The organism is Microbispora hainanensis (assembly GCF_036186745.1).
Classification (GTDB): domain Bacteria; phylum Actinomycetota; class Actinomycetes; order Streptosporangiales; family Streptosporangiaceae; genus Microbispora.
In genome coordinates this window covers 5,596,169-5,612,178 of sequence record NZ_CP108086.1, presented here as the reverse complement: position 1 = coordinate 5,612,178, position 16,010 = coordinate 5,596,169, and the positions used below count along the sequence as shown (strand labels likewise).

Here is a 16,010-nt window from a genome sequence, read left to right as displayed (position 1 = left end):
CACCTCATCCTGCCGCGGCGGGGATCCGGTAGGTGGGACGCGGGTAGCCAGGCTTGAACGACGGGATGCCGGCGCTCTGTACGGCCGATGTGCCGGTGGTGGCGGACACCGCCTCCACCGCCTCCGCCACCGCGGCGTCGAGCTCGGCGGGCTCGCACGCGACGCGGGCGTTGAGCCGTGCCACCGCCTCGGTGAACGTCCTCCCCGCGACGGCGTCCACGGTCGGCTCGGCGCCCCCGGCGGTCACGCTCACCTTGCTCAGGTCACCGGCGGACTCGAGGCTGACCTTCACGTGGCCGATCATCCAGGCGTTGCGGGCGGCGGCCGCGGACAGGTGCTCCATCAGCCCACGTGCCCAGGCATCGGGGTCGAAACCCTCCGCCGCCGTCACGTCCAAGCCGAGGTTCAGCCACGCCAGCGCGGCCTCGGCGTTGGCGTAGCGGTCGTAGTCGATGTCGAGACCGCGCCTCGCGGGCTCCGCGCCCAGCCAGAGAGACACCAGTTGTTCCAGACCTTCCCCCGTTTTCGCCGAGTAGCCGAGAACGGTGGCGGTCGGGTACCGCTCGCGCAGATCCGCGATGACGGCGGCGGCCTTCGCCGCACCGAGCAGGTCGATCTTGTTGAGCGCGATCACGTCGGCTTCCTGTAACTGCTTACCGAACAGGTAGGACATGTCCGACTCCGTGTCGTCCAGCGGCAGCGACGTACGGAGCGCGTCAAGCCTTTCCGGTTCGACCACGACCAGGAGAGGGGCGGGCGTGAACCGCTCACCGTAGTGGGCGCTGAGCGGCCGGATGACGGTGGCCTGCAGATCGGTGCAACTGCCCACCGCCTCGGCGAGCAGGGTGTCCACCTGGTGGCCGTCGACGAGGCGCTGCGCGACGGTCAGCAGGTCTTCGAATCGGCAGCAGAAACATCCGCCCGTCACCTCACCGGCCTCCGCGATCGCCGACCTGGCGAGCTGTGTGTCCACCAGTTCGGTGCCCTGGTCGTTGGTGATGACCGCGACATTCCGGCCCTGCGACTGGAGATGTTTCGCGACCGCGACGAGAGTGGTGGTCTTGCCCGCACCGAGAAAACCACTCAAGGTCATGAAAGTGATCAACCGGCGTTCGCCTCACTTCTGCTAACGGTGCTCCGTACAGATATCGCCGCATGGCACGGCACGAGTGAGTATTCACGTCACGGGGTGTCGCAGGGGTTTCGGTGATCCGCTATCCGCCAGCCAGCTAACAGCGTCCGTTCCACGAGGTCAAGATTCCCGACGACAGGAAACAAACGATTAACAATGCCGCGAAGTCACACCAGAAATGGGTATTGATGACAATCAATGCAGGTGCTATCATCGTTGAAAATTTATTCGTGCGCGAAAGAAGCCGCGCATCGTTTCCGCAATGAGGGCAGCGATACGCTACCGATCGCCGGATCGCCTATCGCGTGGCGGCGGCGGGCAGGGCGATGATGTTGGTCAATGCGGTGAGCGCCTCGGGCACGACACGGTAGTAGACCCAGGTGCCCCGGCGAGTAGACGTGACGAGCCCGGCGTCGCGGAGAACCCTGAGGTGATGGCTGATGGTCGGCTGGGTGAGGTCGAACGCCCCGACGAGGTCGCACACGCACGCCTCGCCGTCGAGGTGGGAGGCGACGAGGGAGAGCAACCGCAGCCGTACGGGGTCGCCGAGCGCCTTGAAGCCCGCGGCCAGCTCGATGCTCTGCTCCCGCGTCAACGGCTCCGTCACCCGCGCCGGGCGCGGCACTCCGGGTTCGACCGCGGGAAGGTCTTCATGCGGCAGCAGCACAGGCTCGTCGTGCTCGGCCATGGCGATCAGGTCCTCTCCCTAAGCGCCCCGGGCGTGGATCACCCGGCCGCATCCCCCCACGAGTCTAGACAACCCTTCCGCGAGGAGGTCTCGTCATACCGCGTCCCCCGCTGACCCACGCCGAGGCGACGGAGCGTGGCGCTCTGCTGCGCGTGCGGTCGTACGACATTCACCTCGATCTGAGCCGGACCGATGAGCCGGTGTTCCGATCCAGGAGCACGATCCGCTTCACCTGCGCCCGCCCGGGTGCGACCAGCTGGGCGGACGCACTGCCCCGGCGGATACGCACCGCCGTGCTCAACGGGCGGCCGGTCGAATACGACGACGCGGGCCGGATCCTCCTGCCCGATCTGGCGGCTCGCAACGAGCTGACCGTGGAAGCGGACTACGACTTCTCCACCAGTGGCGAGGGCCTGCACAGCTACACGGACCCGGTCGACCATCAGGTGTACGTGTACAGCCACCTGCAGCCCGGCCACGCCCCGCGGGTGTTCGCCTGCTTCGACCAGCCCGATCTCAAGGCGTCCTTCGCGATCAGCGTGACCGCTCCGGACGGATGGACCGTGTTGTCCAACGCCCCGCTCGACGGTCGGCCCCAGGCAGGCGTCCACAGGTTCGCGCCCACCCCGCCGATCAGCACGTACGTGGCGGCCGTGGCGGCCGGCCCGTGGGCGTCGTGGACGGAGCACCGGGGAGGCGCCGTGCCCCTGGGGGTGCACTCCCGGCGTTCCCTGGCGGCGGACCTCGACCCGGCCGTGCTGCTGGAGCGGCTCCGGGCGGGGGTGGCGTTCTTCGCCGAGGCGTTCGCGACGCCCTATCCGTTCCGCAAGCTCGACCTGTGCTTCGTCCCCGAGTTCAACTTCGGGGCCATGGAGAACGCCGCCTGCGTGTTCGCCGCGGAGACGTTCGTGTTCGACCGCGCGGTGACCCGGTACGCGCACCGTCGCCGGGACGAGATGATCTTCCATGAGCTCTCCCACCAGTGGTTCGGCGACCTCGTCACGCTGCGCTGGTGGGACGACCTGTGGCTGAGCGAGGCGTTCGCCACCTGGGCCGGCGTCCACGCGCTGACCCGGCTCACGGGGGACGCCGGCGCCTGGGCCGACTTCGCCGCCGGCAAGAAGGCGCACGCGTACCTCCTGGACCAGTCGGCCTCCACCCACCCGGTGGTGACCGGCGTCCCCGACGTGGACGCGGCCGGGTCGGCCTTCGACGCGCTGACGTACCACAAGGGCGCGAGCGTGCTGCGCCAGCTCGTGGCCCGCTTGGGGCTCGACGTGTTCCTGGAGGGCATGCGGCGCTACTTCGCCGACCATTCCCACGGCACCGCCGGCCGTGCCGAGATGCTCGGCGCCCTGGAGAAGGCGGGCGGCCGGAACCTGACCGCCTGGGCCGACACCTGGCTGCTGACGGCCGGGCTCACCGAGGTGCGGGCCGACTTCGACGTCGACGGTGCCGGGCGCTTCACGCGTTTCGACCTGCTGCAGGAGGGAGTGCCGAGGCCGCACCGTCTCGCGGTGGGCGTCTACGCGGAGGACCGCCACGGCGATCTGGTCCGGGTGCGCAGGCACGAACTCGACGCCGACGGCCCGCGCACGAGCGTCGACGCGCTCGTCGGCAGCCGGCGCGGCGCCCTCGTGCTGCCCAACGACGGCGACCTGACGTACTGCCGGATCGTGCTCGATTTGCGTTCGACGGAGGAGATCGTCCACCGGATCGGCCGGCTGGCCGATCCCATGGCTCGCTCGCTCTGCTGGACGGCGGCGTGGGACATGGTCCGGCACGGGGAGCTCCCGCCGCGGCGGTTCCTGACGATGGTCCTCGGCGGCCTGACGGCCGAGACGCAGATCGGCGTGTTCCAGCGGCTCCTCGTCCGGGCCGCCACGGTGCTGACGGCCTACACCGAGCAGGGCTGGGCCCGTGCCCACGGCTGGCCCTCGTACGTGGACCTCCTGCTGGAGGTCGCCGGCACCCACGACGGCGACGCGAACGGCGACGCGGACCAGAGGCTGGCGGCGGCGCGGGCCGTCGCGGACGCGGCGCTGACGGCCGCTCACGTCGGCACGGTGCGGAAATGGTTTCACGGAGCGGCCCCGTTCGACGTGGACGACGCGTTACGCCGCAGGCTCGCCCGGTCCCTTGTCGCGCACGGCGAGCCCCTGGAGGACGTCACCGGCGCCTTCCCCGCCGCGGGAGACCGGCTCACCGAACGGCTCAGGGCGTCGGTGCCCACCGCGGAGGCCAAGGAGTGGGCGTGGACGACCATGCTGCGCAGCGGGAGCCTCGCACAGGTCCGCGCGCTCGCCGACGGCTACGCCCACCCCGCGCATCATCACCTGCTCGCGCCGTTCGCGCAGCGTTACGCGCGGGACGTCCCCCCGCTGCTGGCCGCCGTGGGTGACCGGGAACCGGCGCGTACGATCGCCGTCCGGCTGTTCCCCTCCTGGGCGGTCTCACGGCACACGCTGAGACTGATCGAGCGCCTGCCCGCCGATGACCGGTTCGTCAGGCTCACCGGGGCCGCCAGGGCCGAGCTCGCCCTCGCCGTGGACCTGTCCGAGCGGGACGCCGCCGGGTGACAGCCACTCCTCCGCGCCGCCGCCCGCGGCGAACCTCCCGAAGAGCTCCCGCATGGCCGGCCCGGCCTCCGGACCCGCGTACCACCGCTCCCCCGCCCGGCCGGTCAGGTGGTCCCACAGCGTCTCGCGCAGCATGAACGCCTGGTGATACACCAGCGGGTAGCACGGCTTGCCCTCCAGGTAGGTCTGCATCCGGTCCCACGCGGCCCCTGGGTCCACCGCGACGCCGAACTCCCGCTCGTACGAGCGCACATACTCGGTGGCCGGGTCCGGGCAGCCGTCGTGCACCGCCATCTCGTAGCAGAGGCTGGTCGCCACCAGGCGCCGTACGTGCTCACGCGCGAAGGCGAGGCGCTCCGCGGCCTCGGCGCCCACCATGACGCCGAGGTGGCGCCGCTGCCAGTCCGGCCGCCGGACGACGCGTTCCAGGGCGAAGCCGAACGCCTCGGTCAGCGCCGGGTGCGTGCGCCACAGGTCGGCGGGGTGCCGGGTGCCCGCGGTGAAGTGCAGCGCGTGCCCGAACTCGTGCAGAAGTGTGGCATGGTGCCCCAATGTCGTGCCCGGCGTGGTGGACACCCGCACGTCGGCCGGCGGCGCGACCGGCGAGCAGAACGCCGTGCCCGACTTGCCGGGCCGTGCGACGTCGTCGACGAGGATGCGGTCCAGGCATCCGCCGAAACCCCACGCGCGTACGGTGGAGCGCACGCTTTCGAGCGCGCCGCGGGCGCCCTCGGGCAGGACGGCGCGTGCGGCGACAAGGCGAGCGTCCCCCATGGACGGGGTGGCGATCGCGTCGCGTGCCCGCCAGTCGTCCCATCGCTTGAGGAACCCCGCCCGCGTGGCGTCCAGCCAGTTCCGGGCGTGGGCCACGAACCGGTCCACCTCCGGGTGCAGCGCCCGCACCAGCGCGGCGTGCGTCGGGAACCCCAGCTCGGCCCGCGCCTCGGCGTACGCGTCGAGCCAGCGCCGCCGGCCCTCGCGCAGCCGCTCCCCGACGTCCGCGAGCGCGGCCCGGACCTCGGCACGCCGCCGGTCGTCGGTGACCGTCCGCGAGAGGGCGACCAGTTCCCCGTGGGTGAGCGTCCTGCCACCGGCTTCGGCGGTGACGGTGCGCTGGAGCAGCCGCAGCCGCGCGGTCGCCTCCGTCAGCCGGACGCGGAGGTACCAGAGGACCAGCTCCCCGGCGTAGTGCAGGTCGCCGTGCTCCAATGCCGTGAGGACGAGCCCGCCGTCGGTCAGCCAGGTGAGGCCGCCCTCCGGCCGCGCCGGGTGGTCCTCGCCCTGTCCCGTCGCGGCCAGCCAGCGGGCGTGGGCGACCCTCGCCTGGAGGGCCACAAGATTTTCAACGTGGGCGGCCAGGTAGCCGGGAACGGCGGTCACGACGGGTCCACCGAGGCGGCCGGGGGCAGGCCGAGCACCTCCGAGGCGCCGTCGGCGACCCGCTGCCAGAACTCACGCCGGTCCTCCGGGAGCCCGGCGAACAGCTCCGAGCAGCGGCGGGTCATCTCCAGTGCCAGACCCGGATGGGCCAGCACGCCGCGGATCCACGCGAGCTGCCCGGGCTCCGGCGGGTCGATGCGCAGCCCCGCGAGACCCGCGCGGACCTTCCGCCCGACACGCTCGTCCAGGGTGGTCGCGTAGCTCTCCCGCGCCTGCGGCGTGTCGCCGTCGACCGCGAGCGGCACCGTGGCGGCGAGAGTCTCCGCCGCCGCGCAGGCGTCGGTGATGCCCGCGCCGAACAGCGGGTCCTTGTGGCAGTAGGCGTCGCCCGCCAGTCGCCAGCCCGGCCCCGCCGGCTCGCGCTGGAAGTTCCGCAGGCTCTTCGACGCGTACACGGGCGAGACCCGCCGTGCCGTGCGCAACCGGTCCGCCATGGCGGGGATCGACCGGAGCAGGCGCTCGTACCCCTCGTCGCCCCCCGCGTCCGCCCGGAGGGCCGCGTGCTCTTCCATGGGCGCCGACACCATGATCACCCATCGCCCGCCGTCGCACGGGCCGACCTGGAGCACGTGGCCGTCGTCGTGCCACAGCTCCAGCGCGGGCGAGGGCATGGGGACGACGTCCTCCCAGTAGGCGTGGAACGTGCAGCGCATGGCCCCGGCGTCGAAGGTGGTGGCCGCGCGGACATGACGGGCGGTCGGAGAACTCCGCCCGTCCGCGCCCACGACGATCCTGGCCTTCTCCGACCACCCCGCGCCCTCGATCCCGGCGACATGGTCACCGTCCCAGCGCAGGGACCGCACCGGGCTGCGTTCCCTGATCTCGGCCCCATGCCGGCTCGCGGCGCGCAGCAGGATCCCGCTGAGGGTCTCCCGGCGTACGCACAGGTTGTAGTGGTACGGCGAGCGGGGCAGCATGGGCGCGCCGTAATAGCCGCCCTCGACCTCCAGGTGCCAGCGCCGCAGCGGTGGCGCGCCGGTGGCGAGCACCTCGTCCAGCACGCCGAGCCGGTCCAGGAAGGACAGCGCCGTCGGGCCGAAGAAGTGGGTGGAGACGGCCGGGGCGGGCAGGCGGGTGCGGTCGCACAACAGCACCCGCAGACCCTCCCGCGCGAGCAGGGCGGCGCTCGCGGCCCCGGTGACGCCGCCCCCGACCACGATCACGTCATACATCGGCCGCTCCTCGCGTCATGTCCCACCGGCCAGCACGAACGGCATGCGGCCCGACCAGATCCTGCTCACGGCCCACCGGCGGTCGCTGACCGCGCGGAAGCGGCGGCCGAGCACCTCACGCAGGTCCAGGGCGATCGGACGCTGCCGGAGGATCCCGGCCACCCGTCCGTCCCTGATTAGAAATCCGAGCCGCAGCCTGCCCTCGACGACCGGTGAGAGGCCGGCACGCTGGTGCCCGCCCATCAGCGACTCGACGAGCACCCCTTCGCGGACGCCTGCCAGCAGGTCGTCGAAGGAACCGACGTCGGCCGATCCGGCGGACAGCGTCGCGCCGTTGAGAACCGGCGTGGCAGGTTTGAGCACCGTGCGGCGCAGCGCGTTGCCCCGGAAGCCGTGCCCTGTGGGCGCCGTCCCGCACGCGGCCGCCGTACGGACGCTGTGGTACGCCCGGACCGGGACGCCCCGCTCGACCAGCGTGAGGGGCGCGCATGGCACGCCGTCGTCGTCGCTGCCCGGCCAGGCCAGCCCGCCGGTGCCCTCGTCGTCCGGGTCGTCCGGCGCGGCCGGCTCCGAGGGATGGTCGCGCAGGCCGATCGAGGGGTGCAGGAACGGCTCGCCCAGATGCCCGGCGACGAACGAGCGGCCCGCGGTGACGGCGGTGCCGTTCAGCGCGGTGACCAGCGGGGTGAGCAGGGTGTGCACCGCGGACGGGGCGAGCAGCACGTCGTGGTCGCCGGAGGGCGCGTCGGCGGCGGGCAGCCCGTCCCATCCGGCCGCGGCCTCCAGCCACGCCGAGAGCGCGGCGGGCAGCTCCGGCGTCCGGGTCCAGCCGGTCCACGGCAGCTGGACGGCCGTCCCTTCCGCCAGAGCGGCGATGTGGAAGAACCGGTCCGAGGTCGTGGTGCGCCGGTCCGGGGCCGCGCGGTGCACCGCCTGTTCGGTCCGGGTCACCGTGCCGTGCACGGTCAACCCGGCCGAGCGTTGCAGCGCGCCCAGCCGCTCGGCCAGGAGCCGTACGGATCGGGTGCCCTGATCCGGGGCGGGCCTCTCGGCGGCCAGAAGGGCGGCGTTCCTCCCGGCGACCGGGTCGGGTGACGCCGGGGGCCCGTGAGCCGCGTTCCGTACGGCCTCGCCGACGAGCCCGCGCACGTCGTCGAGGCGGGTCGTGGTGGCCGTGCCCACCCGGCCGTGGAGGTGCACCCGCAGGCACAGCGCCGTCTCGTGCGCGGACCTGACCAGGTCGGGCACGCCCGAACCGACCTCCACCACGGTGTCGTCGCGCTCGACGGCCAGGATCTCCCAGTGGCCGGCGCGGGCCGCGGCCTCCGCCGCGACGTGGTCCAGCCGGTCAGCCAGAGGTGACACGTATGCCTCGCAATCGCAGCATGGGGGCCCAGGAGCTGACCGGCAGCCCGTTCTGGCCCTGCTTGCCGCAGCTCGCCGAGGTGTCGCCGCGCCACTGCTCACGGCCGATCGCGTCGATGGCCGCGAAGGCGCCGAGCACGTCGCCGGACAGCACCACGCCTCTGACCCGGCCGCGGACCTCGCCGTCGCGGATCTCCCGGCACTCCGCCGGCAGGAAGGTGAATCCGGCGCGGTCGGTCTGCCCGCCGAGCACGCCGCGGGCCAGCAGCCCGCGCGCCACACCGCCGATCATCTCCTCCTCGGAGGCGGCACCGGGGGCGATGGCGATCGTCCGCAGCCGGGGCAGCGGCGGGTGGCGGAAGTTCAGGGCTCTGGCGTTTCCGGTGGGGTCCTCGCGGAAGGCCGCCGCGGTGGAGCGATCGTGCAGCCGGGGCCGGGTGACGACGCCGTCGCGCAGCAGCTCCACCGGAGACCCCGCCGTGCCCTCGTCGTCCACCGGTACGAATCCCCGCGCACCGGGACGTCCGGGGTGATCGGTGATCGTCAGCATGGACGGGCCGAGCCGGCGTCCGGGGGCCAGCGACCGTTGCAGAGGCGCGTCCCCGAGATGGTGATCGGCCTCGGCGAGATGCCCGATCGTCTCGTGGGCCCAGATGCCGGCCAGCGGGCCGTCGCAGACCACGTCGTACTCCCCCGGTGCCACCACGGGGGCGGCGCGCAAATCCACCGCGGTCGCGACGGCGGCCTCCACGTCCGGGCCCAGACCCCGCACCACCGAGAAGTCGCCGCCGCTGCCGGCCGACACCGAGCCGGCGGTCCTCGCGGCGCCGCCGTCGGCGTAAACGGTGATCTGTAGCGTCAGGTCCCTGCGCCGGTAGGAGACACCGGTCCCCTCGCTGGTGAACAGCTCCACGTCCGCGACCGACTCGCGGTAGTAGACGAGCGCCCCGGTCACGCCGGTATGCGCGGCCAGCGCCGCCGCGTGGTAGGCGCCGAGCAGTTCCACCTTCTCCGCCAGCCCGACCGTCTCCGCGAGCTCGCCGATCTCGCCGGGACGGTCGTCCCGATAGGGCCGGTGTGCGGCGAGGCGTCCCGCCGCACACCCCAGCTCGACGGCGTCCCGCGCGGCCCTGCGCAGCACCGGCCCGGCGTCCATGGCGGTGTCCGACGCGAACGCCGACCCCGACCGGCCGATCACACGGGCACAGCACCCCTCGTCACGGCTGGTCACGCTGCTTTCCAGGCCGTCGCCGCGCCACACCAGGTCGACGGTCCTCGCGCGTTCGACGCGTACCTCGGCGTAGTCGTCCGCCCGGAGACCGACGTCCCGGAAAAGCGCGGGCGAGCCGCCGGTCAGCAGCACGGTCGGGCGGGGCTGTCGTCCCGGTAGGCGAAGATCATGGCGCTGGTGACCTGCGCACCGTCGCGGTACGGAACGAGCCCGTCGCTGCGCATGTCCACGCTGCCGAAGCCCGCGCCGAGCACCAGGTCACGGTATTGGCTCTCGGTCATGCCCACCACGCACCGGGCGAAGTCCTCCGCGCCTGCGGACTCGCCGGCCGCCACATCCGCCGGGGGCGGGCCGTCGTCGGAGTACACGACATCGGAGATCACCGCCACCCCTCCCGGGCGCAGGACCGCCGCGACCGCGTGAAGCACTTCCTTCTTGTCGGGGAACATGCCGAGGACGCAGTTGCTCATCACCACGTCCACGCTGGCCTCACGCACCGGTGGGCGCCGGATGTCGCCGACCCGCACGTCGATGTTCCTGAGCCCCATCTCCCTGGCCGCGCGCCGAGCCGTCCTGACCATCTGCATCGACGCGTCGACGCCGATGACCCGGCCCGTCTCACCCACCCTGCGCGCGGCGATCAGCAGATCCAGCCCGGCGCCGCAGCCGAAGTCCACGACCGTCTGCCCGGGGCGCAGGCCGATCGCGTTCATGGGCGAGCCGCAGCCGCTCGACAGCTCCAGGACCCAGCCGGGGATCTCGGCGAGCTCCTCCGGGGTGTAGACCGACGTGGGAGAACAGCACAGCGTGCTGGTGCCCTGCACCGCCAGCGCGTCGTAACGCTTCTTGACGTGCGTCTCGACGGGAACGGGACGCTGGTCGGCCGGGACCGCTTCCAGGGCCGCTTCCGGGGCCACGCAGCAGCCCGACGCCTCGTCCGCGGTCGCCGGGGCGCATCCGCAGGCGGCCGGCTCGACGACCGCCTCGATCGACGTTCCCGGCCGGATCAGCTCATCCAGGGAAACGAACCCACGCGTGTCATCTGCTCCCACGTTCCCTCTTCTCCTTCCGGTCGGTTCGCGTGCTCCTGCTGCCGGCGCAGCGCCATGGGCAGCAGGTAGGCCAACTGGGTCTCGACACGCGTCGTGATGCTGGACACCTTGGGGCAGTAGCAGGTGTTGAAGTCGCCGCCGTTGGCCGCCCACGCCTTGATGGGGCAGCCGCCGCCCCCGCAGAACAACTTCACGTTGCAGTCGCGGCACATGGGCACGGTGTCCACGTGGCGGTGCCGCCAGGGATCCCGGTAGCCGGCCGCGTAGCTGAACTCGGGATAGAACGTCCCACAGGCGTGCTGGGGACGGCCCACGGTCTCGGGGCAACCGTAGATCTTGCCGTTGGGGTCGAAGGCGACGACGCTCGTGCCGGCGCTGCATCCCTGGAGGTTGGGCCGCAGGCGGTCGCCCTCCAGGACGGCCGACCTGATGCGGGCGAGGTCGGGCTGCAGCATGCGGTCCACCAGGGGGTTCTGCTGAACCATGCGCCAGAAGGCCTCCTGGAGCCCGGCCTTGACGTCCCCCCGGACCATGCGCTTGCGCTTCTCCTCGGGGTGGTCGGGGGTGACGTACAGGAACGTGGTGGCCTTGGTGAAGCCGTTGAACAGGCGGATCTTCGGGTGGTCGAGCCACCCCTTGGCCTGTGCGAACTCCGCGAAGCGCGGCATGTCGTCCACGCTGTCCTCGTCGATCAGCACCCGGATCAGCACGCGGATGCCGGCGTCCGCGGCCACGTCGATGCTGCGCTCGATGAGCTCGAACGTCGGCCTGCCGTTGCGGAACACCCGCCGGGTGTCGTGGGTCCTCGGCGTGCCGTCCAGGCTGACCTGGACCTCCTCACAGCCGTACTTGAGCAGCATCGGCACGTACGCGTCCAGCGCCACGCCGTTGGTGATCGCGGTGACCGGGTAGCCGCGGTCGTACGAGCCGCGCAGGATCTGCTCGACGGCGCCGCGCTGGTAGGGCGTGTCCAGGAGCGGTTCCCCGCCGAACAGGGTGATGTACGGCGGGCCGGAGTTCTGGTGCCGGTCCTGGATCTCGGGGATGGTGTCGAACGCGGCCTCGATCATCTCCTCGTCCATGCGCGGGCTCCTGGTGGTCAGCTCGCCCTCGAAGCAGTAGGGGCACGCCAGGTTGCACACGAACGACGGGATGAACATGAACTGGAACGGCGCCTCCTGGATCGCCTGGAAGTAGCCGTCGACGATGGCGCGGTAGCGCGCCTCCTCCTCGGCCAGGTCGGTGCAGACGTACCCGCGCTCCAGCAGGCCGGCCACGAGCTCACGGTCGACGGCCTCTCCGGCGCGGACCCGTTCCAGCGCGGCGACCTCGGCGGGGGTGACGATGTCCATCGATCCGGACACCGCGTTGGCGAGGACGCTCACCTTGCCGCTCTCGCCGAGATAGGCCGGGTCCAGGGTGCCCTCGGGGAGCTCCACCGAGAAGGTGACGGTGTTCGGGCTCACAAACATGGTGTGTCTCCCAGAAACGGTGTCCTGTGGTGCCGCCGGGGGTGGGTGAGGGGGCGGGCCGGGAAGTGGAGGGCGCGGCAGGGGATACCTGTGCCGTACGGTCCGCCGGCCACGGTCACTCGCAGCCGTCGGGGTCGTTGGCCATGATGCTGGTCACGACGTCGAGGTTCTTCCGGCCGCGCATGGCGGTGCAGCAGTCGGTCTGCTTCTCGGACACTTCGGCGTTCTCGATCATGGAAATGGCGATCATAGGTATCACCTCCTCCGCTGTGATCTCTGCCGCGCTCTCCGGCCCGCTCCCCGCCGCGTCGCGGCGGGGAGAGTCGTTGGTGGGGCGCGTGCCCCGGGTTGCGGGTCACCGCAGGACCTCCCGCACGATGAGCACCGCGATGGTGATCAGGCCCTCTCCGATGATCAGACCGGAGGCGACGATCTCGGTGCCGCTGCGCCGGCCGGGGTTGCGGCGGGTGAGCAGCCACTGGGTCAGGCCTCCGGCGGCGAGGGTCAGCGAGTTCGCGGGGGGAAGCAGCACCCCGAGGCCGATCATCGTGGGCATGGCCGAGGTGAAGGCAAGGCCCAGGCCGAGGGGGCTCGAAACGGCCAGCGCGAGGGCCACGGTGGCGGGGTATTCGGCCGATCCCCGGACGGTGGTGTCCACGAACTGGACCGCGGTGGCCACAGGAGCGGGAAAGGAGCCTCCCCCGAGCACACCCGCGCGGCTGAGCACCGCGATCACCAGGACGCCGACCACGGCGCCGGCAAGGCCGCCCGCCAGTTGCGTCCAGCCCGTCAGCCGCCCGGGCGGCTCGGCCAGTCCCTCGGGACGGTCGTGGGCGACCTTCACCGAGTAGGTGAAGTACACGGCGGCGAGGGCCGCGCAGCAGATGGTCGAGGCCATGAGCAACGCCGCCGTCCGGTCCGCGCCGGATACGGCGAAGGCCACGACGCTGAAGTAGAGCGCCGGGGACAACGGAACCAGCCCGATCTCGCCGCCTGCTCGGGTGAGGAACACGGTCATCACGGCGAGCAGCACGACGCCGAGCAGGCCGTAGCCGAGGTAACGCAGAAGGGACGGGTACACCAGCGCCGGCAGCGCCGTTCCCACGAGGACGGCGACGGCGAGCCACCGCGTGGGGCCGGGGAGCAGACGGCCGCCCTGGAGGGAACGCGCCAGCGGGCCGCGGACGCGGGCGATCGAGGCGAGGGAGTAGCCGAGGATGAGGCCGACGCCGGCGGCGAGCACCCAGGGATAGGACAGATGGTCGGTGTACGCCACGGACCGGCCCTCGGTGCCGTCCTGGACCACCCACACGACGACGGTGTACGCCGCGCCGGCCGCAAGCCAGGCGCACGCGCGCGGGCCGATGAGGAAGCCGACCCCGTACAGCAACGGCGAGAGGGCCAGGGCCAGATGGGTGCCCGTGACCTCAGGCGTGATCTCGTGCCCCCACAGGGCGACCCCCAGGGCCGACGCGGCGCCCACGCCGGCGGCGATGGGGAGCATGCGGCCGAGCCGGTCGTTCTCCCCGTCCTTGGGGCGGCTGAGCGACGCCATCAGGGTGATGGCCGGCTTCAGGGTCGGATAGGGCAGCCTCTCGGCGACCACCAGGGTCCGCGCGACGAGCCCGCCGAGGAGGATGCCCACGGCGTTCGCGGCCATCGCCAGCAGCACCAGGAAGCCCCAGGCCGGCAGCTCACCGGCCCGCAGGACCACGGCTCCGACGCCGGTGTCCAGCGCGGCCGTGGCCATGTATCCGCTGGACGCGATGGAGAAGACGACGAAGAGACCCTGCCAGCTGAGCGCTCCCGCCACCCGGAGCAGCGCCGCGCCCAGCGCGGCCACCAGCGCCGACCCTCCGAAGGACGTGCCGGTGCGGAACAGGACCAGCACGTTGAGGACGCAGAGCAACACGCCGATGGCCAGGCCGATGAGTGTGGCCCAGACGTACGATCCCCGCCAGCCGGCGAGAGCGCCTGCCGCCGGGGTCGAATGCGATGGGGCCGGGGACGCGATGCGCTCCTTTCCTCCCACGGAGCGCCTCCCATCTCAGCCGGGTGAACTGCATTGATAACTATCGATCCAGCCGACAGGTGCACATTAAAAGGGGCCGGCGGGAATGGTCAAGACTCTTGACGAGATTGGCTATTCATGCAGACGACCATTGTTACACCACCATGACGAAACCTTTCGGAATCACGCCGTACAACAAAGCCGCCGATTTCACCAGCCCGCACATCCTGTGATCGGGCGAGCAGGATGTCGGCACCCGGACATCGGCGGCCGTACAGCCCGGCCCACGACACGATCGGTGGTCAAGGCAGTCAATAACTGTTTACATGATCTTCATTTACAGGTCTTGACGATGGTTTCGATAGTCCTGACGCTGTTTTCATCGGACAGCGGATCGACGATCCGAAGGTTGGTGATGCGTGCACGTCGAACAGGCCGTACGACAGAATTACAGCATTACCGCACCTCGCCACGAGTCCCCGAGGCGGGCCCGCGCCGCCCTGATCCGCAATGCCTTGCGGAATTCCTCGGATGCATTGGAACTCGGATGCATTGGAAAAGGATTACGGCCGCGGAGATCCCGTGGTCCGCGGCCGGGCGAGTCCCCCGCCGGCCGCAGGACGTGCGACGACCCCTGGGGAACTGCGACTGCTGACCCTGCAGAAGACGGCGCCTGATGCGCCGGTTCCGAGATCGCTCTCCGGTCTGATGCCCGCCGACGTGTAGCCAGGCCCCGCCATACCTCTCGCTGCGCGCTCCCCCACGAGCACCGCAACCCCCCGGAGGCATACCCATGGAAGTGCTCGTACTTGTGCTCGTGCTCTTACTGGCCGCGGCCAACGGAGCGAACGACGTACCGAAGGGTGTCGCCACGCTCGCCGGCGCGGGCGTGACGAAGATCCGCACGGCCATCGCATGGGGCACCGTAGCCACCACTCTCGGGTGCCTCGTCTCGTTGACGTTGGCCTCGAAGATGACCGAACTCTTCTCCAAAGGCATCGTCTCCGCCACGCCCACCCCGGCTTTCACGGTCGCGGTGCTGATCGGAACCATCTTCTGGGTCGTCTTGGCCACCGTCCTGAAGTTGCCCGTCTCCACCACCCACGCCCTGGTCGGCTCGCTTCTTGGTGCAGGAAGCCTGTTCGCCGGCTCCGCGGTCGAGTGGAACGGACTGCTCGGGAAGGTCGTGCAGCCGCTGCTGCTGAGCATCCTGGTGGCCTATGCCATCTCAGCCGTATTAGGAATCATCACCCGGAAAGTCGTGTCGATCCGTACTGCGAGAACGGAACGAATCCCGGTTCCGGCCCCGGACGGTGACGCCGCGCCGGTCGCGACCTTGACGGCACAGGTCGAGCGGACCAAGGCGCAGCAAGCCATCGGAATCGCCCACTGGGCGACAAGTGGCCTGGCGAGCTTCGCCCGGGGCCTCAACGACGCGCCCAAGATCGTTGCCATCGGCTCCTTCGCACTGGTGGGCGGTATGACCCCGACCGGTCTGCTGTTCGCCGTCACCGCGGCGATGGCCATCGGAGGTGTCGTGGCGGGCTCTCGCATCGCCGACCGGCTCGCGTACTCCGTTATCAAGATTCCTCATGTCGAGGGTTTCACCGCCAATCTCACGACCGCGAGCCTCGTCGGACTGGGTGCCATGTTGGGCTTGCCCATGTCGACCACGCAGGTGTCGGCAGGGGCCATCTCCGGCATCGCGGCCAATGACCTGTCCAGGCTCAACAAGAAGACGGTCCGTGACCTTCTGATCGCTTGGTTGTGCACACCGCCTGTCGCCGCCGCCGTAGCCGCAGGGGCGTATCTACTGCTCAGGTAGCGCGCGCACCAGACTGGACGGTCGACGGCAATGCCGTCTCAGC

The 16,010-nt window shown here is 71.2% G+C and carries 11 protein-coding genes and 1 pseudogene; 2 read left to right on the top strand and 10 right to left on the bottom strand.

The genetic code is table 11. The annotated features are described in order from the left end of the window. Positions 1-4: 4 nt before the first annotated feature. The gene (locus tag OHB01_RS26205; RefSeq protein WP_260617256.1) at positions 5-1,105 is read right to left on the bottom strand and encodes a GTP-binding protein; all 1,101 of its coding nucleotides are present in this window, start codon (positions 1,103-1,105) and stop codon (positions 5-7) included. A 325-nt stretch (positions 1,106-1,430) separates the two neighbouring features. After that, positions 1,431-1,820: an ArsR/SmtB family transcription factor gene (locus OHB01_RS26200; protein WP_147945160.1), complete on the bottom strand. Its 390-nt coding sequence runs from the start codon at positions 1,818-1,820 to the stop codon at positions 1,431-1,433. 152 nt (positions 1,821-1,972) lie between these two features. Between OHB01_RS26200 and pepN the strand changes: the two are divergent. Beyond that, positions 1,973-4,258: pseudogene (gene pepN / locus OHB01_RS26195) on the top strand (aminopeptidase N); the annotation flags it as partial. 15 nt (positions 4,259-4,273) lie between these two features. Here the strand turns inward: pepN and OHB01_RS26190 are convergent. The 8 genes from OHB01_RS26190 to OHB01_RS26155 all read right to left on the bottom strand — a co-directional run bounded on the left by OHB01_RS26190 (position 4,274) and on the right by OHB01_RS26155 (position 14,163). Beyond that, on the bottom strand, positions 4,274-5,779 hold the full coding sequence (locus OHB01_RS26190) for a hypothetical protein (protein WP_328854089.1): 1,506 nt from the start codon (positions 5,777-5,779) through the stop codon (positions 4,274-4,276). Continuing rightward, positions 5,776-7,011 carry an NAD(P)/FAD-dependent oxidoreductase gene (locus OHB01_RS26185; RefSeq protein ID WP_142647795.1) on the bottom strand — a complete coding sequence of 412 codons (1,236 nt, stop codon included), beginning with the start codon at positions 7,009-7,011 and terminating at the stop codon, positions 5,776-5,778. Before OHB01_RS26185 ends, OHB01_RS26190 begins: the two co-directional genes overlap by 4 nt. Before the next feature lie 15 nt (positions 7,012-7,026). Next, entirely contained in the window at positions 7,027-8,376 is a 1,350-nt protein-coding gene (locus OHB01_RS26180) for a metallopeptidase TldD-related protein (protein WP_168065935.1), read from the bottom strand. After that, entirely contained in the window at positions 8,360-9,739 is a 1,380-nt protein-coding gene (locus OHB01_RS26175; RefSeq protein WP_142647799.1) for a TldD/PmbA family protein, read from the bottom strand. Before OHB01_RS26175 ends, OHB01_RS26180 begins: the two co-directional genes overlap by 17 nt. Then, complete coding sequence (locus OHB01_RS26170) at positions 9,730-10,659, bottom strand: methyltransferase domain-containing protein (RefSeq protein WP_147945158.1); 930 nt, start codon at positions 10,657-10,659, stop codon at positions 9,730-9,732. The genes OHB01_RS26175 and OHB01_RS26170 overlap by 10 nt, the downstream gene beginning before the upstream one ends. Then, entirely contained in the window at positions 10,614-12,125 is a 1,512-nt protein-coding gene (locus tag OHB01_RS26165; protein WP_168065937.1) for a radical SAM/SPASM domain-containing protein, read from the bottom strand. Before OHB01_RS26165 ends, OHB01_RS26170 begins: the two co-directional genes overlap by 46 nt. Before the next feature lie 121 nt (positions 12,126-12,246). After that, a complete protein-coding gene (locus OHB01_RS26160; RefSeq protein ID WP_259402773.1) occupies positions 12,247-12,381 on the bottom strand; it encodes a hypothetical protein in 135 nt (44 codons plus the stop codon). A 105-nt stretch (positions 12,382-12,486) separates the two neighbouring features. Beyond that, a complete protein-coding gene (locus OHB01_RS26155; RefSeq protein WP_142647805.1) occupies positions 12,487-14,163 on the bottom strand; it encodes an OPT/YSL family transporter in 1,677 nt (558 codons plus the stop codon). A 772-nt stretch (positions 14,164-14,935) separates the two neighbouring features. Here OHB01_RS26155 and OHB01_RS26150 point away from each other — a divergent pair. Further along, positions 14,936-15,967, top strand: coding sequence for an inorganic phosphate transporter (locus OHB01_RS26150; RefSeq protein WP_142647807.1), 1,032 nt, complete (start codon positions 14,936-14,938; stop codon positions 15,965-15,967). Positions 15,968-16,010 lie beyond the last annotated feature (43 nt).

Coding starts and splice junctions, on each gene's coding strand:
- OHB01_RS26185 (WP_142647795.1), bottom strand. CDS start 7,011: ATGTATGACGTGATCGTGGTCGGGGGCGGCGTCACCGGGGCCGCGAGC.
- OHB01_RS26200 (WP_147945160.1), bottom strand. CDS start 1,820: ATGGCCGAGCACGACGAGCCTGTGCTGCTGCCGCATGAAGACCTTCCC.
- OHB01_RS26160 (WP_259402773.1), bottom strand. CDS start 12,381: ATGATCGCCATTTCCATGATCGAGAACGCCGAAGTGTCCGAGAAGCAG.
- OHB01_RS26150 (WP_142647807.1), top strand. CDS start 14,936: ATGGAAGTGCTCGTACTTGTGCTCGTGCTCTTACTGGCCGCGGCCAAC.